Annotated in this window: 24 protein-coding genes and 2 riboswitches; of the genes, 18 read left to right on the top strand and 6 right to left on the bottom strand. The window is 31.6% G+C overall.

Annotated elements, in window-relative coordinates; genetic code table 11:
- The first annotated feature begins 32 nt into the window (after nt 1–32).
- The gene (gene groL / locus RYO54_RS12865; RefSeq protein WP_315119389.1) at nt 33–1,664 is read left to right on the top strand and encodes a chaperonin GroEL; all 1,632 of its coding nucleotides are present in this window, start codon (nt 33–35) and stop codon (nt 1,662–1,664) included.
- 123 nt (nt 1,665–1,787) lie between these two features.
- Here the strand turns inward: groL and RYO54_RS12860 are convergent, their stop codons facing one another.
- Nucleotides 1,788–2,525, bottom strand: a complete 738-nt coding sequence (locus RYO54_RS12860) for an ATP-binding protein (RefSeq protein ID WP_315119386.1) — start codon at nt 2,523–2,525, stop codon at nt 1,788–1,790.
- Between the two features lie 147 nt (nt 2,526–2,672).
- A riboswitch (cyclic di-GMP riboswitch) is annotated at nt 2,673–2,758 on the top strand.
- A gap of 68 nt (nt 2,759–2,826) precedes the next feature.
- Between RYO54_RS12860 and RYO54_RS12855 the strand changes: the two genes are divergently transcribed.
- The 12 genes from RYO54_RS12855 (at nt 2,827) to guaA (ending at nt 15,199) form a co-directional block, all read left to right on the top strand.
- Nucleotides 2,827–3,315: a type II secretion system protein GspG gene (locus RYO54_RS12855; RefSeq protein ID WP_315119383.1), complete on the top strand. Its 489-nt coding sequence runs from the start codon at nt 2,827–2,829 to the stop codon at nt 3,313–3,315.
- Nucleotides 3,316–3,330: 15 nt separating this feature from the next.
- The gene (locus RYO54_RS12850; protein WP_315119380.1) at nt 3,331–3,840 is read left to right on the top strand and encodes a type II secretion system protein GspG; all 510 of its coding nucleotides are present in this window, start codon (nt 3,331–3,333) and stop codon (nt 3,838–3,840) included.
- 12 nt (nt 3,841–3,852) lie between these two features.
- Nucleotides 3,853–4,341 carry a type II secretion system protein gene (locus tag RYO54_RS12845; RefSeq protein ID WP_315119378.1) on the top strand — a complete coding sequence of 163 codons (489 nt, stop codon included), beginning with the start codon at nt 3,853–3,855 and terminating at the stop codon, nt 4,339–4,341.
- A complete protein-coding gene (locus RYO54_RS12840) occupies nt 4,328–4,744 on the top strand; it encodes a hypothetical protein (protein ID WP_315119375.1) in 417 nt (138 codons plus the stop codon). The genes RYO54_RS12845 and RYO54_RS12840 overlap by 14 nt, the downstream gene beginning before the upstream one ends.
- 22 nt (nt 4,745–4,766) lie before the next feature.
- Nucleotides 4,767–6,014 carry a prepilin-type N-terminal cleavage/methylation domain-containing protein gene (locus RYO54_RS12835; RefSeq protein ID WP_315119373.1) on the top strand — a complete coding sequence of 416 codons (1,248 nt, stop codon included), beginning with the start codon at nt 4,767–4,769 and terminating at the stop codon, nt 6,012–6,014.
- 11 nt (nt 6,015–6,025) lie between these two features.
- Complete coding sequence (locus RYO54_RS12830) at nt 6,026–7,699, top strand: GspE/PulE family protein (RefSeq protein ID WP_315119370.1); 1,674 nt, start codon at nt 6,026–6,028, stop codon at nt 7,697–7,699.
- Between the two features lie 14 nt (nt 7,700–7,713).
- Nucleotides 7,714–8,904: a type II secretion system F family protein gene (locus RYO54_RS12825; protein ID WP_315119368.1), complete on the top strand. Its 1,191-nt coding sequence runs from the start codon at nt 7,714–7,716 to the stop codon at nt 8,902–8,904.
- A gap of 23 nt (nt 8,905–8,927) precedes the next feature.
- Nucleotides 8,928–10,340 carry a hypothetical protein gene (locus RYO54_RS12820; RefSeq protein ID WP_315119367.1) on the top strand — a complete coding sequence of 471 codons (1,413 nt, stop codon included), beginning with the start codon at nt 8,928–8,930 and terminating at the stop codon, nt 10,338–10,340.
- 20 nt (nt 10,341–10,360) lie between these two features.
- Nucleotides 10,361–11,122 carry a hypothetical protein gene (locus RYO54_RS12815; protein WP_315119364.1) on the top strand — a complete coding sequence of 254 codons (762 nt, stop codon included), beginning with the start codon at nt 10,361–10,363 and terminating at the stop codon, nt 11,120–11,122.
- Nucleotides 11,123–11,153: 31 nt separating this feature from the next.
- Nucleotides 11,154–11,921, top strand: a complete 768-nt coding sequence (locus RYO54_RS12810) for a prepilin peptidase (protein ID WP_315119499.1) — start codon at nt 11,154–11,156, stop codon at nt 11,919–11,921.
- Between the two features lie 74 nt (nt 11,922–11,995).
- Nucleotides 11,996–12,093, top strand: a riboswitch (purine riboswitch).
- A 103-nt stretch (nt 12,094–12,196) separates the two neighbouring features.
- Nucleotides 12,197–13,651 (top strand): IMP dehydrogenase, encoded by a 1,455-nt coding sequence (guaB, locus tag RYO54_RS12805; protein ID WP_315119361.1) that lies wholly within the window; start codon nt 12,197–12,199, stop codon nt 13,649–13,651.
- Nucleotides 13,652–13,666: 15 nt separating this feature from the next.
- Nucleotides 13,667–15,199 (top strand): glutamine-hydrolyzing GMP synthase, encoded by a 1,533-nt coding sequence (guaA, locus tag RYO54_RS12800; RefSeq protein WP_315119358.1) that lies wholly within the window; start codon nt 13,667–13,669, stop codon nt 15,197–15,199.
- Between the two features lie 53 nt (nt 15,200–15,252).
- Here guaA and RYO54_RS12795 read toward each other — a convergent pair whose 3' ends face one another.
- Nucleotides 15,253–16,194, bottom strand: coding sequence for a LysR family transcriptional regulator (locus tag RYO54_RS12795; RefSeq protein WP_315119355.1), 942 nt, complete (start codon nt 16,192–16,194; stop codon nt 15,253–15,255).
- Between the two features lie 220 nt (nt 16,195–16,414).
- Between RYO54_RS12795 and glsA the strand changes: the two genes are divergently transcribed.
- Together glsA and RYO54_RS12785 are read left to right on the top strand one after the other, a co-directional pair.
- A complete protein-coding gene (gene glsA / locus RYO54_RS12790; RefSeq protein ID WP_315119496.1) occupies nt 16,415–17,347 on the top strand; it encodes a glutaminase A in 933 nt (310 codons plus the stop codon).
- 113 nt (nt 17,348–17,460) lie between these two features.
- Nucleotides 17,461–18,864 (top strand): alanine/glycine:cation symporter family protein, encoded by a 1,404-nt coding sequence (locus tag RYO54_RS12785; RefSeq protein ID WP_315119353.1) that lies wholly within the window; start codon nt 17,461–17,463, stop codon nt 18,862–18,864.
- A 233-nt stretch (nt 18,865–19,097) separates the two neighbouring features.
- Here RYO54_RS12785 and RYO54_RS12780 read toward each other — a convergent pair whose 3' ends face one another.
- A complete protein-coding gene (locus tag RYO54_RS12780) occupies nt 19,098–19,670 on the bottom strand; it encodes a GNAT family acetyltransferase (RefSeq protein WP_315119350.1) in 573 nt (190 codons plus the stop codon).
- 135 nt (nt 19,671–19,805) lie between these two features.
- Entirely contained in the window at nt 19,806–21,053 is a 1,248-nt protein-coding gene (locus RYO54_RS12775; protein WP_315119347.1) for a hypothetical protein, read from the bottom strand.
- Nucleotides 21,054–21,243: 190 nt separating this feature from the next.
- On the opposite strand from RYO54_RS12775, the gene RYO54_RS12770 reads away from it, so the two are divergent.
- Nucleotides 21,244–21,840 (top strand): sugar O-acetyltransferase, encoded by a 597-nt coding sequence (locus tag RYO54_RS12770; protein WP_315119344.1) that lies wholly within the window; start codon nt 21,244–21,246, stop codon nt 21,838–21,840.
- A gap of 150 nt (nt 21,841–21,990) precedes the next feature.
- Here RYO54_RS12770 and RYO54_RS12765 read toward each other — a convergent pair whose 3' ends face one another.
- The gene (locus RYO54_RS12765) at nt 21,991–22,362 is read right to left on the bottom strand and encodes a YmaF family protein (protein WP_315119341.1); all 372 of its coding nucleotides are present in this window, start codon (nt 22,360–22,362) and stop codon (nt 21,991–21,993) included.
- Between the two features lie 91 nt (nt 22,363–22,453).
- On the opposite strand from RYO54_RS12765, the gene RYO54_RS12760 reads away from it, so the two are divergent.
- Nucleotides 22,454–22,591 carry a hypothetical protein gene (locus RYO54_RS12760; RefSeq protein ID WP_315119338.1) on the top strand — a complete coding sequence of 46 codons (138 nt, stop codon included), beginning with the start codon at nt 22,454–22,456 and terminating at the stop codon, nt 22,589–22,591.
- On the opposite strand, the gene RYO54_RS12755 is transcribed toward RYO54_RS12760, so the two are convergent.
- Nucleotides 22,570–22,857, bottom strand: a complete 288-nt coding sequence (locus tag RYO54_RS12755) for a hypothetical protein (protein WP_315119336.1) — start codon at nt 22,855–22,857, stop codon at nt 22,570–22,572. The two genes, RYO54_RS12760 and RYO54_RS12755, sit on opposite strands and share 22 nt — an antisense overlap.
- Nucleotides 22,858–23,110: 253 nt before the next feature.
- Between RYO54_RS12755 and RYO54_RS12750 the strand changes: the two genes are divergently transcribed.
- Nucleotides 23,111–24,457 carry a glucose-6-phosphate isomerase gene (locus RYO54_RS12750; RefSeq protein ID WP_315119333.1) on the top strand — a complete coding sequence of 449 codons (1,347 nt, stop codon included), beginning with the start codon at nt 23,111–23,113 and terminating at the stop codon, nt 24,455–24,457.
- Nucleotides 24,458–24,464 lie beyond the last annotated feature (7 nt).

Genomic DNA, 24,464 nt, shown 5'->3' with positions numbered 1-24,464 from the left:
TCCAAATTGATAATATTGAGGAGGTTTTGCAAATGGCAAAGAACATATTATTTGGCGAAGAATCAAGAAGATCTATGCAAAGAGGTGTAGATAAACTTGCTGACACAGTTAAGGTTACACTTGGACCAAAGGGAAGAAACGTTGTTTTAGATAAAAAGTTTGGATCACCATTAATAACAAATGATGGTGTTACTATAGCAAGAGAAATTGAGCTTGAAGATGCTTATGAAAATATGGGAGCTCAATTAGTAAAAGAAGTTGCTACAAAAACTAATGATGTAGCGGGAGATGGAACAACTACAGCTACATTACTTGCACAGGCTATAATAAGAGAAGGATTAAAGAATGTAACAGCAGGAGCTAATCCAATGCTTGTTAGACGTGGAATACAGATGGCTGTAAATAAAGCTGTAGAAGAAATCCAAAAGATTTCAAAACAGGTAGAAGGAAAAGAAGATATAGCAAGAGTTGCAGCTATTTCAGCTGGAGACGAAGAAATAGGTCAGTTAATAGCTGGTGCTATGGAAAAAGTAGGTAACGAAGGTGTTATCACAATTGAAGAATCAAAGAGTATGGCAACTGAATTAGACGTTGTTGAAGGAATGCAGTTTGACAGAGGATATGTAAGTGCATATATGTCCACTGATGCAGAAAAAATGGAAGCTAATTTAGATGAACCATATATATTAATTACAGATAAGAAGATATCAAATATACAAGAAATTCTTCCAATTCTTGAACAAATAGTTCAACAGGGAAGAAAGTTATTAATCGTATGTGAAGATGTTGAAGGAGAAGCATTAACTACTTTAATTGTTAATAAATTAAGAGGAACATTCACTTGCGTAGCAGTTAAAGCTCCAGGATTTGGAGATAGAAGAAAAGAAATGCTTCAAGATATAGCTACTTTAACTGGTGGAGAAGTAATATCTGAAGAATTAGGAAGAGAATTAAAAGATGTTACAATTGAAATGTTAGGTTCAGCTGAGTCAGTTAGGATAACTAAAGAAACTACTACTGTAGTTAATGGCAGAGGAAATAAAGAAGATATAAAATATAGAGTAGATCAGATAAAAGCTCAAATAGAAGAAACAACTTCTGAATTCGATAAAGAAAAATTACAGGAAAGACTTGCAAAACTTGCTGGTGGAGTAGCTGTAGTTAAGGTTGGAGCTGCTACTGAAACTGAATTAAAAGAAAATAAATTAAGAATAGAAGATGCATTAGCAGCTACAAAAGCAGCTGTTGAAGAAGGAATAGTTCCAGGTGGTGGAACAGCTTTTGTTGATGTAATCTGTAAAGTTGAAGAACTAGATTCAGAAGTACATGACATAAAAGTTGGAATAGATATAATAAGAAAAGCTCTAGAAGAACCAGTAAGACAGATAGCTTACAATGCAGGAGCAGAAGGTTCAGTTATAATTGAAAAAGTAAGAGCAAGCGAACCAGGAACAGGATACGATGCATTAAATGAAAAGTATGTTAACATGATAAAAGCTGGTATAGTTGACCCAACTAAGGTTACAAGATCAGCATTACAAAACGCTGCATCCATTGCTGCAACATTCTTAACAACTGAAGCGGCAGTAGTAGATGTTCCAGAAAAGAATAGCACTCCAATGCCAGCACCAGGAATGGGAATGGGAATGGACGGAATGTACTAAAAAATGCCTTGTATTTTTAGTTAAAAGTGAAGAATTAAAAGTTAAAAATAAAGGAGGGAATTTCAGTAAATCTGAAATTCCTTCCGTTTTTCTTCACTCTTCAATAAAAAATGCAGAGCATTTTTATTTTTGTTTCCACATGTTTTTTAAATCTACATTTGTTAATGATGTTAATAACTTTCTTTGAGCATCTGGATAACTTTCTTCTAATTTTATAAGAAGATTTTTCATTTCTTCTCTTGTAGTTTTTTTATCTACGGGACATAAGCTTTTAATCACAGGAAGGTTATTTTCTCTTACAAATTTTTCAATAAAATCTTCTCTTATATAAACTAAAGGTCTAATTATGTTTATTTTTTTATCTTCAAAGTGTATATTAGGGTGAAAAGTTCCTAATTTACCTACCTTTAAAATATTCATAAATAGGGTTTCGATAACATCATCACTGTTATGGCCCAATGCTAATTTATTTATGTTATTAAACCCAGCAACTCTAATCAAAGCACCTTTCCTTAAGGTTGAACATAAGGAACAGGGATTTTTTTCTTTTCTATCATCAAAAACTACTTCTGCAATATTAGTTTTCTCTATAATCAGTGGTATATCATTTTCCATACAAAAGGATTGTAATGGAGATAAATCCATACCTAAATCCATATCTATGTTTATGCCTATTATTGAAAAGTCTTTAATGGCAGTAAGTTGAATAAGCTTTAGTACAAAAAGTAAGAATACACTATCTTTACCCCCAGATAGGCCTACCCCAACTCTATCACCAGATTCTATCATATTATAAGTAGCCACAGCTTCTCTTACACTTCTAAGAAACATCCTATTAAATTTTCTTTCGAAAGCTATCATATTTAATGCCCCCAATTGTATTATTAGTTATTTAGAACATTATTAAATATATTATAAATTTATTAGTTTGTCTATATGTTAATATGTCTATATTTCTATATTGTATAATTTGGAAAAAAATGATAGAATTGTAATTGAATAATATTAATTATTTAGGGGAACTTTGAAGTACACATCTAAGTTGGGCATCTATGGTGTGTATGGAGTTAGTGATGCAACCCACCCTATATTCATACTCGTATGAATATAGGGTTTTATTTTTATTTAATAATTATGTAAAAAATGAAGGGATGGGATGAAAATGAAAAAGGTAAAAAAAGCTTTTACTCTAGTAGAGCTTTTAGTAGTAATTGCAATCATAGCAATTCTAGCAGCAATTATTGCACCAAATGCATTCAAAGCAATCGAAAAAAGTAAAGTAGCCACAGCGGAGTCAGACTATAGAGCAATAAAGACAGCCACACTAAGTTATTATTCTGATATGGGACTATGGCCAAACAAAGAGGAAAAGGGTAAAGATGAAGAAAACTTGTTTATTAAGGGAAGTGGTCTTGAACCAAATTGGAATGGACCTTATCTAGAAAAGTGGCCAAATAAGAATCCATGGGGTGGAACTTATAAAATAGTTACATCAGGCGATACTGTAAAATTAGAGTTAGATAAAGTTCCAGAGAAAGCAGCAAAAAAAATAGATTTAGATTTGGATGGAACAGAAAATCCAGATGGCGGAATTGTAATATATACAACAAGCGGTGGAACTTATACTGTAACTATAATAATTTCACAATAGGGGATGAACTTAATTATGAAAAAGATTAAAGAGGGTTTTACATTAGTAGAGCTTTTAGTGATTATTGCTATAATAGCTATACTTGCAACCATAATAGCTCCAAATGCATTTAAAGCCATAGAAAAAAGTAAAGTAGCTACAGTGGAGTCTGATTATAGGGCTATAAAAACAGCAACTTTGAACTATTATACGGATACAGGGAAGTGGCCATCTATGTATGATGCAACACTAGAAGGATTGTTTATAACAGGTAAAGATAAGAATAATAAGAAATTAGATAATTGGGATGGGCCGTATTTAGAAAAGTGGCCAAGTAAAAATCCATGGGCTGGCATTTATAAAATAAATACACATGGAGATATTGTAGAATTAGAATTTGATAAAGTTCCATTAAAGGCGGCAGCGAAAATAGATTTAGATTTAGATGGAGTAGAAGGAAATAATAAAGGTTTTGTTATGTATGGACTAAATGATGATAATACCTACACAGTGAGAATTAGAATTACTCATAGAATTCCCGAATAAAGGGCTGGTAAAATGATTAAAATTAAAAAATATAAAAGTGGATTTACCTTAGTAGAGGTGATCATAGCTATGGTACTGATAATAGGTACTGTAGCTATTTTTTCAAGTGTGGCATATTCCTCTTTGAAAGCAGGTAACAAAAATAAACAAGGATTAGAGGGGACTATTATAGCACAAAACTACTTAGAGCTTATTAAAGCTAAAAAGGAAAATGGAGAAATTAAAGATTTAGAAACACTAGAAAATTATATTATGAGTTTAAGTTTTAATATCAGTGAAGGTGGATATTACAAAGAAGATACTAAAGAGGGCATAAAATATGGTGTATACATGAAATTTATATTAAGAGAAGATAGTGAAGTAGGAGAATTAGTAGATATATTGGTGGAAGTTCATCCTCAGGATAGCAATAGTGTTGTAAAACTAGGGACGAAGATATACATCCCTGATATAGAGGATGAGGAACAAAGGGAGGGCGTAGAGAAAAATGAAGCATACTAGAAAGCATAAAAAAGCCTATGCTCTCCCCCTTGCAATAATTACAGGAATAGTACTTGTAAGCTTAAGTGCAGCCCTTTTAGTATCTATTAACAACGAAATAATTATAAATAAGAGAAGTAAAGAGAGAATTATAGTAAAGAAACTAGCTGAAGCTGGAATAGAGGAAGCATTCTACACTTATAATAGTAAATTATTTAAGGATGAAGAGATGAAAGATTTTACTGGAGAAGGGACTGTAGAAGGGATAGGAAAGTATATATATTCTTATGAAACCATAGATGATGAAAGTAAAATAGGGAAGGTTATTTCCCAGGCTATTATCGATGGACAGGATAAATACAGAATATTACTAGATTTTTCTCTAGAGAATGGGGAAATAATTCACTGGGAAGAAAAAAATTAAAGACATTTCTAGGAGGAATGCTATGAAAGGGAGTAAAAAATTTAAGAAAGGCTTTACTTTAGTAGAACTGATAATAGTAATAGGCATATTTTCCTTTATTGTAGGTCTAGCTTATTCAGTTATAAATTCCTCCTCTATTTTTATTAATAAACAAATTAATAATGTAAATAAGCAAAATGATATAAGAGTTACAGTGGAATGGATTACTAAGGATTTACAAAGTAGCGATAGCCTTACATATAATGAGACAGAAGAAATTATATATTGCATAGGAAATAATGGAAGAGAAGTTAAGTATATCAAAGAAGAGCAGGGAGCTATTAATGGAGAAAAGGTATATAAGATAATTAGAGAGGACAATGAAGATAGATTTATTTTAATTGAAAATATCCCTCTTGGAGGGTTTGTAATAGATAAATTAGATAATCTTTTTAGTGTAAAAATACTAATAAAAGATAAATTTAATAAGGATAGAGAAGAAGAGTTTTATGTCACCACTAAAAAGAATGTGGCTATAATAGATAAGCCTGAAGAGGAAAAAGACGGGCAGTGGGGAAATTGTGTCATTGTAGCTAACTATTTAGATGTTTCAGGTGGTGCTGCAGTAGAGGCCCCTGATTCTACTATAATTGTTAGAGATGATAAGGACAACACTATGAAATTAACCGGTGGCATAAGTATTTCTGCAGCAAACATATATATAAGTCATAATTTAGATTTGGAGGGCAGTGCAAGAATAGGGAATGATGATAATTCTAGTTCCATATATATTGATGGAGATGTTAATTTAAATGGAGATTCTTATATATATAAAACTTTATATTATACAGGAAAGCTGGATGTTCAGCATTGGATTGATGTAGAAGGGAAAAAAGTTGATAAAATTAATTTTCCAAACATATGGGTACCTTCATTAGAATTAGAGGAGTGGTATATAGAAAAAGGATTTAAATATATAAAAAAACATTCTATCACGGAGGGGACAGCCAGTGATGGAATGAAAGTTTTATTTGAAGACAGCTATAGGTTTCCCTCATGGCAGTCATATTCAAAGGTGAATGTGGTAAGTAAAGAGGATATAACATTGAGCGGCAATGTAAATGTAAATGGAATATTATTTGCCCCTAATGGCACAGTTAACGTTGGGGCAGGCTCATCTTTTGCGGGTATTATAGTGGCAAAAGACGTTCAAATATCAGGAGGTGCTAAAGTTAAATTTCAGAAATTTAATATAAAGGACTTACCCTTTAAATTAGAACATAAAATGTAAGGAGAAAATCGATGGGGAAAATAAGAAAAAGATTAGGAGAAATACTTATTGATTCTGGACTTATTACAGATGAAATTTTAAATAGAGCGTTAATCCTTCAAAGGGAAACAGGAGAAAAGCTGGGAACTTTGCTTATTACAAAGGGCTTTGCTACAGAAGAACAGATTGTAGATGCGGTTAAAAAACAGCTAGGTATAGAATATATAAATTTATATGAATTGAATATAAGGCCAGAAATAATTGAAATAATTCCAGAGACCATGGCGAGAAAATATGAGCTTTTACCTATAGATATAATAAATGGAAGATTGCTTGTGGTAATGGCTGACCCATTAAATTATTTTGCTATAGAAGATATAAAAGCCGTAACGGGTTATGTGGTAAAAACATCTATATCCCTAAGAGGTATTATACTAGAAAATATTGAAAGATATTATGGTAAGAGTAAAGCTGAAAAAGCAGCAGAGAATTATGGAAAAGTATATGGATATAAAAGATCCACCAATGAATTAGAAGAAATTTCAGATGAAGAGTCTGCTCCAATAATTAAATTTATAAATACGGTAATAGATAATGCTATACTAAACAACGCTTCAGATATACATATAGAGGCTGAAGAGGAAGAGATGAGGGTAAGATACAGAATAGACGGAGTTTTAAGAGAGATAATTAGGGTAGATATCGGTATGATTGAAGCTGTAATAAGCAGAATAAAAATAATGGGAGATTTGAATATTGCAGAAAAAAGAATACCACAGGATGGAAGAGTTAACTACAGAGCAAAGGGAAAAAACGTAGATTTAAGAATTTCCATAATACCTACTATACTCGGAGAAAAAGTTGTAATGAGAATCCTAGATAAAAGTAACTTTTCCCTAGGATTAGATAAGATAGGGTTAAATCTTAATGAAGAAGAAAAACTAAAGGAAATAATCTCAAAACCTTACGGCATCATATTGGTATGTGGCCCTACAGGAAGCGGGAAGACTACCACATTGTACTCTTTATTAAACCTATTAAATGATGAATCAAAGAATATAGTGACCATAGAGGATCCAGTTGAATATAACCTTAAAGGAATAAACCAAATGCAAGTAAATAACAAGATAGGTTTTACCTTTGCATCTGGATTGAGAAGCATTTTAAGGCAGGATCCAGATATTATATTGGTAGGAGAAATAAGAGATAATGAAACAGCAGAGATATCTGTAAGATCCGCATTAACTGGTCACTTAGTGTTATCTACTATTCATACTAATAATGCCTCAGGGGCCATAACAAGGCTAGAGGATATGGGAGTAGAGCCTTTTTTACTTTCATCAACGGTAATTGGAATAGTAGCTCAAAGGCTTGTAAGAAGAATTTGTCCAAGTTGTGTAGAAGAATATATTTCAGAAGAAAAGGACATGAGGCTTTTAGGCCTAAAGGAAAAAAGGGTTTTAAGAAGGGGAAAAGGATGTAGCATCTGTAATCATACAGGCTACAAAGGAAGGACGGCTATATTTGAAATACTAGAAATAGATAGGGAAATGAAGAATATAATTGACTTAAGAAAAGGTGAAAGAGCCATAGAAGAACAAGGTATTAAAAATGCCACAATATTATTAAGGGAATCCTGTATTGAAAAAGTTATAAAAGGTGTAACCACTGTGGATGAGATGTTAAGAGTGACTTATGGTTATTAAGAAGGTTGATTGATATGATGAAATTTGTATATAAAGCTAGTAATGAGAACTTTCAAATTATAAAAGGATATATAGAAGAACAATCAGAAGAGTTTGCAATGGAAAAGCTAAAAGAGAAGGGTTTAAAGGTAATATACCTTAAAAAGAAAAAATCTATTTATAATTTAACTATTAAAAAGAAAAAGCTTAAGGATAATGATATAGCTAGTTTTTGTGGACAAGTTGCCATAATAATAAATACCGGAGTAAGTATAGTAAAGGGATTGGAGATAATAGCGAGTCAAGATAAAAAATTCAAGGAAGCTGCAGAAGAAGTATTGATTGGACTTAGAAAAGGGGAAACCTTTGCTAATTCTATGAAGGTCTCTGGGATTTTTCCACAATTATTAATTGATATGGTTTATTCCGGTGAATTAAGCGGCAATTTAGATGAGGTATTATTTAATATGGAGAGTTTTTATAGAAGGGAAGCTCAAATAAAAAGCAAAATAAAAGGAGCTTCTGTATATCCAACAGTATTGCTTATGCTTACCATGGCCATGATATTTTTCTTTAACTTTTTTGTGTTAAATAAATTAAAACAGATATTTGAAGATGTAGAGAATTTACCATTTATAACCCAAATCCTACTCGGAACAATGAATTTTGTAAATAATAATATTTTTCTATTGTCTATTTTACTAATAGCAGGTGTTATAATATTAAATTTTATTTTGAGAGTTTCGAGAGTAGGGTCATATATAGATAGGCTATCCTTAGGTGTACCACTATTAGGGGAATTGAAAAGAAATGTAATCATAAATAGGTTTTCAAGAAGTATGGGGATTTTTATGAAGTCTGCTGTACCTATAATAAATGCCTTAGAAAATATAGAAATGATTATAGAAAATAAGTATATAGGCCTTAAGATAAGCAAAGCAAAAGGAGAGATAATAAATGGAATAAGTATAGGGGAGGCCCTAGAAAATGAAGGACTCTTTGATACTTTAGCCATACAAATGATTAAAATCGGTGAAGAAACTGGTAAATTAGAAGAAATGTTTTTTAAATTAACAGATATATATGATAAAAAGGTTGAAGGAAATATTAATAAGATGATGACCTTAGTAGAGCCCATATTCACTTTAGTAATAGGACTCTTTGTAGGGATTATTATAATAGCAATAGCAATGCCCATACTTCAAATGTCAAATGGCATAAATTAATCTTTTAAATGGGGGAATTAAATTTGCCAAAGAATAAAGTTATATTTAGATTTAATGAGGATACTATTGATTTAGTATTGATGGAATACAAGTTTAATAAAACAATATTAAAAAACCATAAAACTCTAGCTGTTAAAGTTGAAAATAATTCTATGTATAGTAATGAAAAAACTATTATGGATTCAAAGCTTTTTATTGAAGAAAATAATGTAGTCAGTAAAATGGCTATCGTCATTCTCGCTTTAGATGGTGTAATAACAAGGCTAGTAGAAACCCCTTATATGAAGAAAAAAGAATTGCAATCTTTTATAAAGAATAATATAAATGATTACTTTACTGTAAACATGCAAGATTATTATTATGACTATAGAATAGTGGAGGTATCTTCGGATAAAGTAAAGAAATTTAGCTTATTATTAGCAGTAATACCTAAAACTAAACTTAATGATATACATGGATATTTAGAAAAACTAGAAGTTAAAATTGAAAAAATCACCATATACCCTGAATGTATAGCAAATTTACTAAAGAAAAGGGAAGATAATAGTATAGCTATAGTGGATTTTGTTAAGGATGGTAATAATATTACTATTCTAAATGGAAATAAGTTGTTTCTACATTCCAGCTCCCATGTCTATGGCAATATTGAAGAAAATTATGAGGAAGTATTAGATAATATAGGATATTTTTTAAATTTTTACTCAACAAGACATTTTGGCAGTAAAGTAGATAAAATATACATATTGGGAAAGGTTCCTAAAGAGAATGGGTTTTTAGAAGAACTAAAAAAACAAATTGATATTCCATTAGAAATAGGAATAGATAAAGTTTTTAGAAGATACGTTACAAAAGAAATAGAAGATATAGATTTTTTTTCTGATGTATTTGGATGTGATTTTAAGGGTATAGATTTTAAAAAATCACTTAAGTTCAATAGCCTTGATGGAGCTTCTAGAGATAATAAACAATATATAGTTTTAGTTTCATCTTTAGTGATTCTAACTTTTTTATGGAGTGGATTATCCTCTTATTTAATAAATAGAAAGATCAATAGCTTTGATATTACTAGATTAGAAGAAAAAATTAAAATGTTTGGCGGAGCGAAAGAAGAGTACAATTTGCTAATGAAGCAAAGGAAGTTATATGAAAAAGATCAAAAATCTTTAGAGAGAATTAAGGTGGAGGGCGTAGAACATATTTATTATCTAGAGGAATTTAGACATGGGTTACCTTCTAATATATTAGTTGAGAGTATTCATATAGAGAAAGATAAAATAGAATTAAAAGTAAATATTGATAGTAGTACTATGGATAGAGCTAATTTATATATCGCCATAAACAACATGAATTTATTTAAGAAGAAGGAAATAGAAAGCATTAAATTAGATGATACAGAGAATGAAGATACTATAATATTAGAAATAAAAAATCCGTAATAAAGGTGTGAAAGAGCATTATGGAGAATAGTAATAAGGGTATAGTAATATTTTTAATAATTGTAATTGCTTTATCTTTAAATTATATGGTTTACCAATATATTCTTCAGCCTAAATACAATGATCTAAAGGTATGTAAAGAAGAATATATTGAGAGAGAAGATGAACTAGAAGAGCTTATAAAAACCAAAAATAATATTAAAAATGTGAAAAATGAAAACGAGGCTTTGAAGAAAAGTATAGAAGAATTGGACAAATTAATTGCTAAAGAAATAGATACTCCACAGCTAGTTTATGATTTTTATAAATCCTGTAAAGATTACGGCATAAATGGGGAAGAAGTTGAATTTTCCTTATCCCAAGAAGGTTTTTTAGAAGATGAAAAAGACACAAGGGAAGTAAAAGAAAATGAAGTAAAAGAAAATGAAGTAAAAGAAAAGAAATTAAAGGAAAAGGAAGGAGAATTAGAAGAGGATATAATTAGACTAGAGATTCTTTTAAAGGTAAATGGAGAAAAAAATAATATTGAAAAGTATATAAAGAGTTTAGATAAAATAACAAAGAGAAAATTAAATGTTAAAAGCATTAAACTATTCTCAATGGATGAGGAAAACAATTTATCACCAGAGAGTATAGGAATCATAAGAAGCAACTATATAGAAGTGGAGATAAGCTTTTATCATTATGTAGAATTAAGCAATGAAGAAATAGAAAAAATTAAAAAATATGATTTTTATCACAACAAAATAGGCTTTGACTCAATTCCAGAGATGTTTAGGTAAAGGAGCAGATACTTTGTTTTATGTAATATTAATGTATGTGTTGATTTTTATAGTAGGTCTATGTATAGGTAGCTTTTTAAATGTATGTATATATAGGATACCAAGGGAGGAAGGTATAGTATTGCCTCCTTCTCATTGTACCAATTGTAATAATAGATTGATTTGGAAGGACTTAATACCTATAGCTAGCTATTTATTCTTAAAAGGACAATGTAGATACTGCAAAGAAAAGATATCTTCAAGATATGCTATAATGGAGCTTATTACTGGCATTTCATATGTATTGGTATTTATTAAGTATGGCTTTTCTTTATATTCTCTTAAGTATTTAATTTTGATTTCGTTATTAATTGTAATATCTCTAATAGATATAGACACCATGAATATTTACTTTAAAACCACTGTTTTTGGGGTTCTTTGTGGAGTAATAATTTTGGCTATCGAAGGAATAAATAGTGGCTATGGAGTTTATAATTACTTATATTATTTTTTAGGGGGAATAATTCCCGCCATTATAATAACATTAATAATACTGATTACAAGAGGTATGGGGTGGGGAGATGTGGAGATATTCTTTATATGTGGTCTGTTTTTAGGAGTTAAGCTCTCCATAGTTATGATGTTTTTGTCTTTTGTCATAGGGGCCATAATATCTCTATTTTTGTTATGTACTAAGAGAAAAACTAGGAAGGATCCAATACCTTTTGGACCATTTATTGCATTGGGAGCTTTTTTTGCAATTTTAATGGGAGATGCAATTATAAACATTTATATGAGCTTTTATGTAAATTTGATATAAAATCTTTCAAAAAGCTTTCATAAAATAATTGACAAAATGTAAAATTATCAATAAAATAGTGTAAACAGTTCGTTTTAGTCGAATAATATATTACTCATATATCCCCTGGATATGGCAGGGAGTATCTACCGGGAGCCTTAAATTCCCGACTATGGGTGGAATTGTTGCATGCAAATTGGACATGCTAATTTCACTTATAGAATTAGCATGTTTTTTTGTGTTTAGGCAAAAATAAAATATACTAATTTATAATATATAAAGGAGTGGAAAGTTTTATGGCAATAATTTTAAAGAAGGGGTATACTTTTGATGACGTTTTACTAGTTCCTAATAAATCAGAAATATTACCTAAAGATGCAAGTTTAGCTACTTATTTAACTAAAAAAATAAAATTGAATATTCCATTGATGAGTGCTGGAATGGATACAGTAACTGAATCAAGAATGGCAATTGCTATAGCAAGAGAAGGCGGAATAGGCATTATACATAAAAATATGTCCATTGAACAACAAGCATTTGAAGTAGATAGAGTTAAGAGACAAGAAAATGGCGTTATAACAGATCCTTTCTTCTTATCCCCAGACAATTCTGTACAAGATGCACTAGATTTAATGAGCAGATATAGAATTTCAGGCGTTCCTATAACAGTTAACGGAAAGCTAGTAGGAATTATTACAAATAGAGATATAGTATTTGAAAATGACTACTCTAAAAAGATTTCAGAAGTAATGACAAAAGAAAATCTAATAACAGCTCCAGAAGACACTACAATAGAAGAAGCAAAAGAAATATTGATGAAACATAAGATAGAAAAGTTACCATTAGTAGATTCAAATTCTAACTTAAGAGGACTTATAACTATAAAGGATATAGAAAAAGTAAAACAGTTCCCTAATAGTGCTAAAGACTCAAAAGGAAGATTGTTATGTGGTGCAGCAGTAGGAGTCACTGCAGACATGTTAGACAGAGTTAAGGCTCTAGTAGAGGCTAATGTGGACGTGGTAACGATAGATACTGCTCATGGACATTCTAAAGGAGTTTTAGAAGGAGTTAGAAAAATAAAAGAAAAATATCCAGAACTTCAAGTAATTGCAGGAAATGTTGCGACAGCAGAAGCTACAAGAGATTTAATTCTTGCAGGAGCTGATTGTGTAAAAGTAGGTATAGGACCAGGATCAATTTGTACAACTAGAGTAGTTGCGGGAGTAGGAGTTCCTCAACTTACAGCAGTTATGGATTGTGTAGAAGAAGCTGAAAAACATGGAGTACCTATAATAGCTGATGGTGGACTTAAATACTCAGGAGATATAGTAAAAGCACTTGCAGCAGGAGCTAAAATATGCATGTTGGGTTCAATGTTTGCAGGTTGTGAAGAATCACCAGGAGAAACAGAAATATATCAAGGAAGAAGCTATAAAGTGTATAGAGGAATGGGATCCCTAGCTGCGATGGCTTGTGGAAGTAAGGATAGATATTTCCAAGAAGACAATAAAAAGCTTGTTCCAGAAGGAGTAGAAGGAAGAGTTCCATACAAAGGATCAGTTACTGATACAATATATCAACTTTTAGGTGGAATACGTTCGGGAATGGGTTATTTAGGAGCTAAAACCCTTGAAGAGCTTTATAAAACTGCTATTTTTGTAGAACAAACAGCTTCAGGATTAAGAGAAAGTCACCCTCATGATATATCAATTACTAAAGAAGCACCAAACTACAGTGTAAATCAATAAGATTTGGAGGATATTATGGAAAGAGAATTAGTTCTTGTCATAGATTTTGGAGGCCAATATAATCAACTTATCGCTAGACGTGTAAGAGATAACCACGTTTATTGTGAAATAATACCTTATAATTATTCAATAGAACAGATTAAAGAAAAAAATCCTAAAGGGATAATATTTACAGGTGGACCTAACAGTGTTTATGGAGAGGATTCACCAAAGATAGATAAAGAAATTTTTAATCTAGGGGTTCCAGTGCTTGGAATATGCTACGGACACCAACTTATATCTCATACTTTAGGTGGAGTTGTAGAAAGCGCTAAGGTAAGAGAATATGGAAAAACTGAAGTAAAGATAAGCAGCGGCTGTTCTCTATTTGAAGGAATAGAGATGGAAGAAAGCTGTTGGATGAGCCATACAGACTATGTATCAAAAGCTCCAGAAGGATTTACAATAGTTGCGGACACTAGCGTATGTCCTGTGGGAGCAATGGCTAATGAAGAAAAGAAAATATACGGTGTTCAGTTCCACCCAGAAGTAGAACACACACCTTTTGGAAAAAAGATGTTATCAAACTTCCTTTTTAACATCTGCGGATTAAAGGGAGATTGGTCAATGTCTTCCTTTGCTGAAGAAAAAATCAGAGAAGTTAAGGAATTAGTTGGAGATAAAAAGGTAATATGCGCGCTATCAGGTGGTGTTGACTCATCAGTAGCAGCCCTTATAGTTCATAAAGCCATAGGAAAACAGTTGACATGTATATTTGTTGATCATGGTCTACTAAGAAAAGATGAAGGTGACCAGGTTGAAAGTGTATTTAAACAGCAGTTTGATATGAACCTAATAAGAGTAAATGCTCAGGAAAGATTCTTAGGAAAATTAAAGGGAGTGTCAGACCCTGAAAGAAAGAGAAAAATTATAGGTGAAGAATTCATAAGAGTATTTGAAGAAGAAGCAAATAAACTAGGAGAAATTGATTTCTTAGTACAAGGAACTATATATGCTGACGTAGTGGAAAGTGGAACTAATACTTCTGCAACTATAAAGAGCCACCATAATGTAGGAGGGCTTCCAGAAGACATCGAATTTAAACTTATAGAACCATTAAGAGAATTATTTAAAGATGAAGTTAGAGCAGTAGGAGAGGAATTAGGAATACCACATAAATTAGTATGGAGACAGCCTTTCCCAGGACCAGGATTAGCTATAAGAGTACTAGGAGAAATTACTGAAGATAAGCTAGAAACAGTAAGAGAAGCAGATGCTATATTCAGAGAAGAAGTAGCTAATGCAGGTTTAGATGAAGTGATTTGGCAGTACTTTGCATGTCTTCCAAATATTAAATCTGTAGGAGTTATGGGAGATGAGAGAACTTATTCTCATACTATAGCCCTAAGAGCAGTAAACTCAACTGATGGAATGACTTCAGATTGGTCAAGAGTACCTTATGAAGTTTTAGATAAGGTTTCTAGAAGAATAGTTAATGAAGTTAAAAACGTAAACAGAATAGTTTATGATGTAACTTCAAAACCACCAGCGACAATTGAGTGGGAATAAAAAACAGAAACCTGATAATGGCTAGAGATAGCTGTTATCAGGTTTGTTTTTTATTAACCTCTCTTGTGTTCAGATAGTCTACGAAATCGTTCTGTAACATTGGTTATGAATTCCTGTGTCCTGTCATTTAATTGCGCATTGTTTCTTGTTATCACTTCAAAAAGGACACTATTTTCGCAGCCTTCAATGGGAACTGATATAACATCGAACATTGCGTCCTGATTTTCAAATTCTCTAATTCCTATGGTATAGAAATTGCTTGTGGAAATGAGATTCATTAAGGTTGCTCGTCCATATACATAGACTATCTTACTTGAGTTGTTGAGATCCTTATGAGATCCTTTTTTCATGATATTGTATATGAAATCCTCATATTGTCCAAGGTATCGAACAAAACCATACTTTTTAAGGGAATCTAGTGATATTATATTTCCTTGCTGAATTAACTCATGATGCTTTGAAACGCAGATTTCTGGTGCAAACTCTGCGATTTTTTTCCAAGTTAATTCATTTTTTTCGATTAAAGAATGAATGTTCTTAGTTTCATGGATGTCGTAATGGATGATTCCGACATCGGTGTATCCGTTGGCCACATCTATAATTACATCCCTAGTGGTTCCTTCATTTAGAAGATAGGTGAATTCATCGATGTTTTCTGTTCTGCTGCAAACTTCATTGAAACTTTCCATAATGTGGGTAAATTTAGTCATGGAAACACGTAACTTATCTGAAATTTTAATATTTGTAGGTGTGAATTTCTTTAAAGCTTCTATTTCGTTTAGTATGGATTTGGAGTGTTTAAGAAAATACTCCCCGGCAGAGTTCAGATTTACTCCTCTGTTGGTTCGATTGAATAATTCAAATCCGATAGCCTTTTCTAAGTCTTTGATTATATTGCTTAAATGAGGCTGTGATATGTATAATTTCTGCGCGGCTTTGTTAATGGATCCACATTCCGCAACTGTTACAAAACTTTCAAGTTGATTAACATTCAAATTATTACAACCCCTTTCTGATCTTGGCAATGGTAAAGTATGTAAATTACAAAGAATTATATTAGAGTTTATCATATTCTAAAAAATATAGCTATAAATTTTTTGAATAGTAGCTATATTTTTTAGATATTACCGAATATTAACCAAATGGGTTATTATAATATATAATAAGGAAATTAAATATATTAGGAAGTAGGTTCATAAAATGGAAATCAAAAATATTGCCAAAGTATTAAATGATGCATTGGAATATGGTCGTAAGTACATAAATAAAGGAAATGTTGCAACGTATATTCCTGAATTAGCGAAAGTGGACAAGAATTTGCTTGGAGTTAGCATAGTGACGATAGATGGCAGAAGATACCATGCAGGAGATTGGCAGCAGGAATTCACTATTCAAAGCATCTCGAAAACGATTTCTCTAATCTTTGCTCTAGAGCATTTTCGATCAGAATATGTGTTTAGCAAAGTAGGTATGGAATCTTCAGGGGATCCATTTAACTCCCTGGATAAACTTGAAACAAAGAATAAATGCCCATCAAATCCTTTTATTAATGCTGGTGCCATCGCTGTAGCTGGATTGATTGCTGATAAATATGAATTTGAGAATTATCTGGCATTGGTACGTAGTCTTTGTGGAAGAGATTCAATTGACGTAGATGAAAACATATACATGTCGGAAAATGAGACAGGCATGTTGAATCGCTCTATGGCATATCTGATGAAGAATAGCGGGGTTCTTGACACGGATGTGGAAGAGACGTTGAAATTTTATTTCAGAATGTGTTCAGTCAAGATAAATACCAATGACTTGGCCAACTATGCATCAATCCTAGCAAACGATGGAGTGGAAGTTAAATCTGGAATTCGATTGATTGATAAATATACTATAAAAATCGTCAAGTCTCTTATGGTGACCTGTGGCATGTATGATGGGTCAGGAGAATTTGCCATTAGGGTAGGGATGCCTGCAAAGAGTGGCGTAGGCGGAGGTATCGTAGCTTCTGCTGAAAATAAAATGGGAATCGGAGTTTTTGGACCTGCAATTGATGCTCAGGGAAACAGTATAGGAGGTTATCATATCCTTGAATACCTCTCAAATGAGTTAGGATTACATTGTTTTAGTAGAGAATTAAGTAATGTCGTGTATTAACTAAATAATTTTTGTTTCAGTGTTATGGAAAGAAGGTGATATATGTAGAACTAATTAAACAGCGCTTACAAAATAAGTAACAAAGATTTCACAAAATTTTAAGGAGGGGTCTTATGTACGCAAAATTTATTGGCAATTTAAGTAATTTTCTGTATACGTATCTTTTACCAATACTATTAATTGGAGGTGGATTGTATTTTTCATTTAAAACTAAATTTGTTCAACTTCGTTTGCTAAAGGAATCTATAAAAGTTGTAAATGAACCTGCAGAAAATGAAAAAGCCATGTCCTCATTCCAGGCTTTGATGGTTTCTACAGCTTCCAGAGTTGGAACTGGAAATATTATTGGTGTATCTACAGCAATTTGTATAGGTGGAGCCGGATCAGTATTTTGGATGTGGATTGTAGCTTTTCTAGGTGCATCATCTGCTTTCGTTGAAAGTACTCTTGCACAAATCTACAAGAAGCGTGACAAGGACGGTGGTTCCTATGGTGGACCAGCACATTATATTGAAGATGGATTGAAGAACAAGACTTTAGGTATGATTTTTGCAATAATTTTAATTCTAACATATATGGTGGGCTTCAACATGCTAGCAGCATATAATATTAATTCTGCATTTGCAACATATAGTTTTTATAATCCAAAATCAACTCCAATGATTGTAGGAGTAGTTTTAGCAGCGTTGACTGGATTTAGTATTTTTGGTGGTGGAAAGAAATTAAGTGAAATTGCTTCACTACTTGTTCCAATAATGTCGATAATGTATATTATCGCAGCATTTATCATAATATTTAAAAATATAGGTATTGTTCCAGCAATGTTTGCTGATATATTCTCACAAGCATTTGACTTCAAGGCTATATTTGGTGGTTTCGCTGGATCAGCTATAATGATGGGATTAAAAAGAGGATTATATTCCAATGAAGCGGGTATTGGTTCTGCACCAAATGCTGCAGCTGCAGCTGATGTATCCCATCCAGCAAAACAGGGATTGGTTCAGATGATGTCAGTATATCTAGATACATGGGTAATTTGTACAGCAACTGCAATAATGCTTTTAGCTTCGGGAGTTTCTCCAGATCCAGAACTTGCTGGTGCAGCATACAATGTGGCTGCATTGACCAATAACTTCGGAGTGTTCGGACAGCATTTCTTCACATTTGCATTATTCCTATTTGGATTTACAACTTTAATTGGAAATTACTTCTACTCAGAATCTAACTTGAAATATATATTTGGTGAAAAAACAAGCAAAACCACTTTCAATGTTTTCCGTACTATAGCAGTAATTGTTATATTATTTGGTACAGGAATGGAATTCGGTGTTGCATGGGATACAGCGGATGTGCTTATGGCATCAATGGCGTTAATTAACATTCCAGCAATATTCATATTGAAAGATCCAGTAATTGCTTGTATGAACGATTATCTTGAGCAGAGAAAGAATGGAAAGAATCCAGTGTTCAAAGCTTCTTCCATAAACTTGAAAGATAAGACAGATTTCTGGAACTAGTCACTTAAGCAAATAAAAAATTAGATATCTGAATAAGTATCAAGTGATTCTTAGGTTCAGATGGAATTTGCTTAAAAGGAATACTTACTCCAACTGAAGCTTAGAAGAACTTATCCAGGGACGTAGCATCCGTTATCTTCCACTTGTAGAAGATGGGAGTATTACGGATGCTAGTCATCGGATAAAACCTGATAAAGGCTTAAGTAAGCTTTTATCAGGTTTATTTTATGATATTAAATAGTAGAACCTGTAGTCTTTTTCGATGTGTCATATCCTAATTCATAGTATTGATTATTGTTGAATTCAAAGGTTTTAATTACATCAAGTCCAAGCTTTTTAGTATGGGCATTATAAGAACGTGGATTGATTTTATTAATAAAAGTAATTAAAATAGGGTATCTTTTATTCATTTGAATTCTTGAGAACTCAAAAATATTTAAAAGTACTTCTGAACCACGATAGTCCTTGTGAATGCAAACTGGTCCATATTGATAAGAATTTTCTGTAGAAAGAATTTGACCTAGATACTTTGTATTTGGTAGGTCCTTTATCATATGTTGAAACAGAGGCCACGCCGACCAATATTTCCAAGATGCAGCCATGGCATAAGCCACAACTTTGTCACCATCACAGGCTATAGCAAGTCCACTTTCCTTTTGGATTAATTCCTTAAATTGCTCTTCAGTAAATAAAGTTGTAACAAATCCATTAGCTTTATCCTCTTCGCTTATAGTTGACACATGATACTTTTGTTGTAATTTTGAAATAGCAGGAATATCTTCTAATGTAGCATTTCTATATTTCATTAAAATCTGCCCCTTCCAAATAATTGGTTAAATATCTATTTATTTCCGATTGATTTATATTGTAGTTGATTGTTAGTCTTATGTCTATAATTATTTAGATTATTTAGAAATTGTAACCACTATTTTTGTATGAAACTATTTGATTTCTTCCATAGGCGGAGAATTTTTAATTACAACTATATATTGATAGTAGTCTGTTGTGACACCTTCAGTTGGAATCCCACTATTTGGTTGTAACTGCCAAATTAAATTTTTATTAAAAGGAGAATTTCCACCATTTAATTTAAACAAAGTAGTATCTGTTTTCAAATAATCTTTAAATACATTATTTTCTCTTAATGTATTTGTTGTATGGATTGTTGGACTTTGCATAGGATTATAAGTTGTACAATTATTATACATATAAATAATAGATATAACTTTTCCTTTCACTGGAGATTCTTCGTTTTCCATTAGTGAAGCTAGGTAATAAGTATTATCATATATGCTGCGTTGGGTGACATGATAAGCACCGAATTGTCCATAAAATTTACCTTTAGGCAAAGTGTTATAGATATGTATAAAATTTTTATACATCTGCATATCTCTTAGATTATAAAATGTTGCATTGTCTAGAGAGAATTCAAAGCTAACACATAAATTATCAGTTACTAAATTAAAGTCAAAGAATTTTTCCCCTAAATACCTTTTGTAAATATCATAATTTTCATTAATACTTTTTTTCAAGTCCAGGGAAAGGTTTTTTAATATTTGGGGATTGGTTATATTATTTTCATATGTATGCTGTAATTTTTTTATAACAGGTTTTATTTCTTCAGGTGGTTCATTTTTAGGTATTAAAGAATACATATAACGAATTGCTATATTTTGTTGATGCTCTATATCAATTCCTACCACCTGTATTTTCTCGTCATCTGGTAGAGTTTTATTTAATTCATATACTTCTATCCATTTATTGTAATGTTCTATAGTATAGCTAGCAGTATCTTTCCATTCTATAAATAGTTCTTTTAATATACTTTCATCTCCTGTATTTAAATATTTATTTAAATAATATGCATGACTATAGGGTAACTCACATAGATAGTATTTTATATTTGTCTTTTCTTTTAGATATTTAAGAAATTTTAATTCTAGCTCTCCGTTCGCAGCTGCTCCATGAACCTCACCAGTTAAGAATATTTCATTTTGTTTTAAATCCTTATCCAATAAGTTGAAAGAAGAAAAATCATCCTTATCTAAGATTAAATTTGAATGATTTTTATTTAAATATTTATCTACATTAGAGTTAGTTGGTTTTGTGGAATTACATGATGTAAATACTATAATAATAAGAATGCTTATAATAGTTTTACTTAATAATTTTATATTTATTTTACGCATCTAGAACCCCTTTATTTCAAATAAATTACATTTAATTAATATAATATAATAAAATCAAGAAAGAATCAATAATGTAAATATATAGATATATGTTATAATTTTATTAGCAAGTAGTATATTTGTAATTTGTTAAAAACTTTAAATATTATAAGTTGTATATGTAGGTACTATATAATAGGAGGTAATTAGTATGACAGAAAAAGAAAAAATGTTAAGTGGAAAACCATATAAATCCTTTGGTGAAGAACTATTAGGTGAACGCCAGCATGCAAAAGAAATGATATTTGAATTTAACTCTTTACGTCCAAATGAAATTGAAAAGCGAAATGAAATTATAAAAAAATTACTTGGTAAGACTAGTGAAAATTTCTTTATAGAGCCACCATTCCGATGTGACTATGGATATAATATTTCTATTGGAGAAAATTTTTATTCTAACTATAATTGCACCATTTTAGATTGTGCTAAGGTTACTATTGGTGACAATGTTTTGTTTGCACCAAACGTAAGCCTTTTTACAGCAGGTCATCCCATTCATTTTGAGCCCCGTAATGAAGGATTTGAATATGCCTTTCCAATAACTGTAGGTAATAACGTTTGGATAGGCGGCGGCGTTATTGTGAACCCTGGTATTACTATTGGAGATAATGTAGTAATTGGATCTGGTAGCGTTGTAACAAAGGATATTCCATCAAATGTAATAGCTGTTGGTAACCCGTGCAAAATAATTAGAGAGATTACAGAGGAAGACAAAACTAAGTATTTTAGAAATCTTACAATTAAATAACTTTAGTTGCATTATTGCTGACATTCTCAGCTGTATTTTTAAGTAAAAAGGTTAACTTTTAAAATATCTTATTATTCAAACCTAAATTTATAGCACTTGGAAATAATCCAAGTGCTACGTATATTCTAAACAGGAAAGAACCTGATATTATTAGGTTAATGGGCTTTGAATAAGTGTTGCGAAAATGAAAGAGTGATTATGACCGTCATCTATTGTAGTAACACCTGTTGCTAAGTGAACATGTTTGCCATTGCCAACATTAATAGCTAACCCTGTAGTTATACCTACTTCGTGATGATGATCAAAAAAGTCAGTATTAGTAAGAATAGCATGAACGTGAGAGTTACCCATAGGAATAACTTCACTTGTAACGCCAGCAAATCTATGGTTGTGTCTTTCATCACCTTGTTCAGCTAATCTTGTACTTCCTTCAAATTCATGAACGTGAGTTTGAGTATCATCGGGATCATTGGATTCATTGCAATTACAATTTTGGGATTTTGAGCTTTCATCAAATAACATAACAACACCTCCTTACATAATATTAATATTCGATAAATTAGATTTTGACACTCTAAAAATGGATTCAAAAAAATGTAAGAGGTGCAAGGATATGAAGAATGATAGGGATAAGCAAGTAGAAGTAGATATAGAAATGAATATAACTGCAGAAAAGACTGCAGTTATATTTGTGTACTTTATTGTGAATGGCACTTATCTAAAGAATCATCATCTCATACGACGGAAATGATGGAAATGATGATGAACGTGATGATGGAAAAAATGACGTCTACGGCGGCGACGACGGCGACCACGAGGGTCATCGAAAGCTGGATCTAAAAATGATCTATACATATCATCATCTTCATAATCCATACTATTAGGCATCATGTGATAAGGCATCATTGGGGCTCCATACATATTAGGATAGTAGTCCATCATAGGTCTCTCATTAAAGTCATTGCGGATTTGATTAGAATCCTGATTTGAAAATTCGTCATTGTTTCTAAAATACATTTACATTCCTCCAGATAAATTTCAATACATAATATTATAGTATTTATATGTAAGAAATTTGTTACCATATTTTTGAAAGAAATTGTGAAAAATGTGAGTAAAGAATAATTCAGCAAGAATAAAACATAGTAAAAAAGCAAACTTTAATAAAAGAATAAAGTCTGCTCTTTTTTCTGACTTTCATTAATTTACTCTAATTGGATATATTGCTATAATAAAATTTATAAGATAATGATTGTGGGAGGAGTTATATATGAACAAAATTACTTTAGATTTAAACTATGCAAAACCTTATTTAAAGGATGAAGAAGTGGCGTACTTTCAACCATATATCAATGAAGCTCATAAAATGCTACATGAAGGAACAGGTACGGGGAATGATTATATAGGATGGGTAGATTTGCCTATTAATTATGATAAAGAAGAATTTAATAGAATTAAGGAAGCAGCAGAAAAAATAAAGAAAAATTCTAAAGTTTTAGTAGTTATAGGCATAGGTGGTTCATATTTAGGAGCTAGGGCTGCCATTGAAATGCTAAACAATACTTTTTATAATAATTTACCTTTGGATAAAAGAGAAACTCCAGCTATATTTTATGTTGGAAACAATATAAGCTCTACATATATTTATGACTTAATTAATTTCATTAAGGATATGGACTTTTCTATAAATGTTATATCTAAATCAGGTACTACTACGGAGCCTGCTATAGCTTTTAGATTGTTTAAAGATTTAATAGAAGAGAAATATGGTAAGGAAGAAAGTAAAAATAGAATATTTGTAACTACAGATAAAAAAAAGGGAGCGTTAAAATCCTTAGCGAATAAAGAAGGTTATGAAACTTTTGTTATACCTGATAATGTAGGAGGAAGATATTCAGTGCTTACTGCAGTAGGATTACTACCTATAGCTGTTTCAGGTGTAGATATTGATCAGATGATGAAGGGTGCTAGTGATGCTAGGGGAGATTTTATGGAAAGGGATTTATCTAAAAATCCATGTTATAGATATGCAGCGGCCAGAAATGCTTTATACAGAAAAGGCAAGACTGTAGAAATAATGGCTAACTTTGAACCATGCCTACATTATTTTGGAGAGTGGTGGAAACAGTTATATGGGGAAAGTGAAGGTAAGGATGGAAAAGGTATATTCCCAGCAGGAGTTGATTTCTCAACAGACCTACATTCAATGGGACAATATATTCAAGATGGACTAAGAATAATCTTTGAAACATTTATAAATGTTGAAAAACCCAGGGAAGAAATAATAATTAAAGAAGACAAAGAAAATTTAGATGGATTAAATTTTTTATCAAGTAAGAGTATGGATTTTGTCAATAAGCAAGCATTAAAAGGAACAGTGCTAGCTCATAGGGATGGAGGAGTACCTGCTATGGTTGTTAACATACCAGAGTTAACTCCATATTATTTCGGCTATGCTATATACTTCTTTGAAAAGGCTTGTGGAATAAGTGGATATCTTCTAGCGGTAAATCCATTTGACCAACCGGGAGTAGAGGCCTATAAAAAGAATATGTTTGCACTACTTGGCAAACCAGGCTTTGAAGATTTAAAGAAAGAATTAGAGAGTAGAGCATAGAGAGGAA

This window comes from uncultured Clostridium sp. (genome assembly GCF_963515715.1).
Classification (GTDB): Bacteria; Bacillota; Clostridia; order Clostridiales; family Clostridiaceae; genus Clostridium_AW.
This window is presented reverse-complemented; position numbering and strand designations above follow the sequence as displayed.

Bases quoted from the DNA above. Each gene is read 5' to 3' on its own strand.
- RYO54_RS12750 (WP_315119333.1), top strand. From the start codon at position 23,111: ATGAACAAAATTACTTTAGATTTAAACTATGCAAAACCTTATTTAAAG.
- guaB (WP_315119361.1), top strand. From the start codon at position 12,197: ATGGCAATAATTTTAAAGAAGGGGTATACTTTTGATGACGTTTTACTA.
- RYO54_RS12775 (WP_315119347.1), bottom strand. From the start codon at position 21,053: ATGCGTAAAATAAATATAAAATTATTAAGTAAAACTATTATAAGCATT.
- RYO54_RS12850 (WP_315119380.1), top strand. From the start codon at position 3,331: ATGAAAAAGATTAAAGAGGGTTTTACATTAGTAGAGCTTTTAGTGATT.
- RYO54_RS12780 (WP_315119350.1), bottom strand. From the start codon at position 19,670: ATGAAATATAGAAATGCTACATTAGAAGATATTCCTGCTATTTCAAAA.
- RYO54_RS12825 (WP_315119368.1), top strand. From the start codon at position 7,714: ATGATGAAATTTGTATATAAAGCTAGTAATGAGAACTTTCAAATTATA.
- RYO54_RS12810 (WP_315119499.1), top strand. From the start codon at position 11,154: ATGTATGTGTTGATTTTTATAGTAGGTCTATGTATAGGTAGCTTTTTA.
- RYO54_RS12765 (WP_315119341.1), bottom strand. From the start codon at position 22,362: ATGTTATTTGATGAAAGCTCAAAATCCCAAAATTGTAATTGCAATGAA.
- RYO54_RS12760 (WP_315119338.1), top strand. From the start codon at position 22,454: ATGAAGAATGATAGGGATAAGCAAGTAGAAGTAGATATAGAAATGAAT.
- groL (WP_315119389.1), top strand. From the start codon at position 33: ATGGCAAAGAACATATTATTTGGCGAAGAATCAAGAAGATCTATGCAA.
- RYO54_RS12815 (WP_315119364.1), top strand. From the start codon at position 10,361: ATGGAGAATAGTAATAAGGGTATAGTAATATTTTTAATAATTGTAATT.
- RYO54_RS12860 (WP_315119386.1), bottom strand. From the start codon at position 2,525: ATGATAGCTTTCGAAAGAAAATTTAATAGGATGTTTCTTAGAAGTGTA.
- RYO54_RS12770 (WP_315119344.1), top strand. From the start codon at position 21,244: ATGACAGAAAAAGAAAAAATGTTAAGTGGAAAACCATATAAATCCTTT.
- guaA (WP_315119358.1), top strand. From the start codon at position 13,667: ATGGAAAGAGAATTAGTTCTTGTCATAGATTTTGGAGGCCAATATAAT.
- RYO54_RS12785 (WP_315119353.1), top strand. From the start codon at position 17,461: ATGTACGCAAAATTTATTGGCAATTTAAGTAATTTTCTGTATACGTAT.
- RYO54_RS12845 (WP_315119378.1), top strand. From the start codon at position 3,853: ATGATTAAAATTAAAAAATATAAAAGTGGATTTACCTTAGTAGAGGTG.
- RYO54_RS12840 (WP_315119375.1), top strand. From the start codon at position 4,328: ATGAAGCATACTAGAAAGCATAAAAAAGCCTATGCTCTCCCCCTTGCA.
- RYO54_RS12755 (WP_315119336.1), bottom strand. From the start codon at position 22,857: ATGTATTTTAGAAACAATGACGAATTTTCAAATCAGGATTCTAATCAA.
- RYO54_RS12830 (WP_315119370.1), top strand. From the start codon at position 6,026: ATGGGGAAAATAAGAAAAAGATTAGGAGAAATACTTATTGATTCTGGA.
- RYO54_RS12855 (WP_315119383.1), top strand. From the start codon at position 2,827: ATGAAAAAGGTAAAAAAAGCTTTTACTCTAGTAGAGCTTTTAGTAGTA.
- RYO54_RS12835 (WP_315119373.1), top strand. From the start codon at position 4,767: ATGAAAGGGAGTAAAAAATTTAAGAAAGGCTTTACTTTAGTAGAACTG.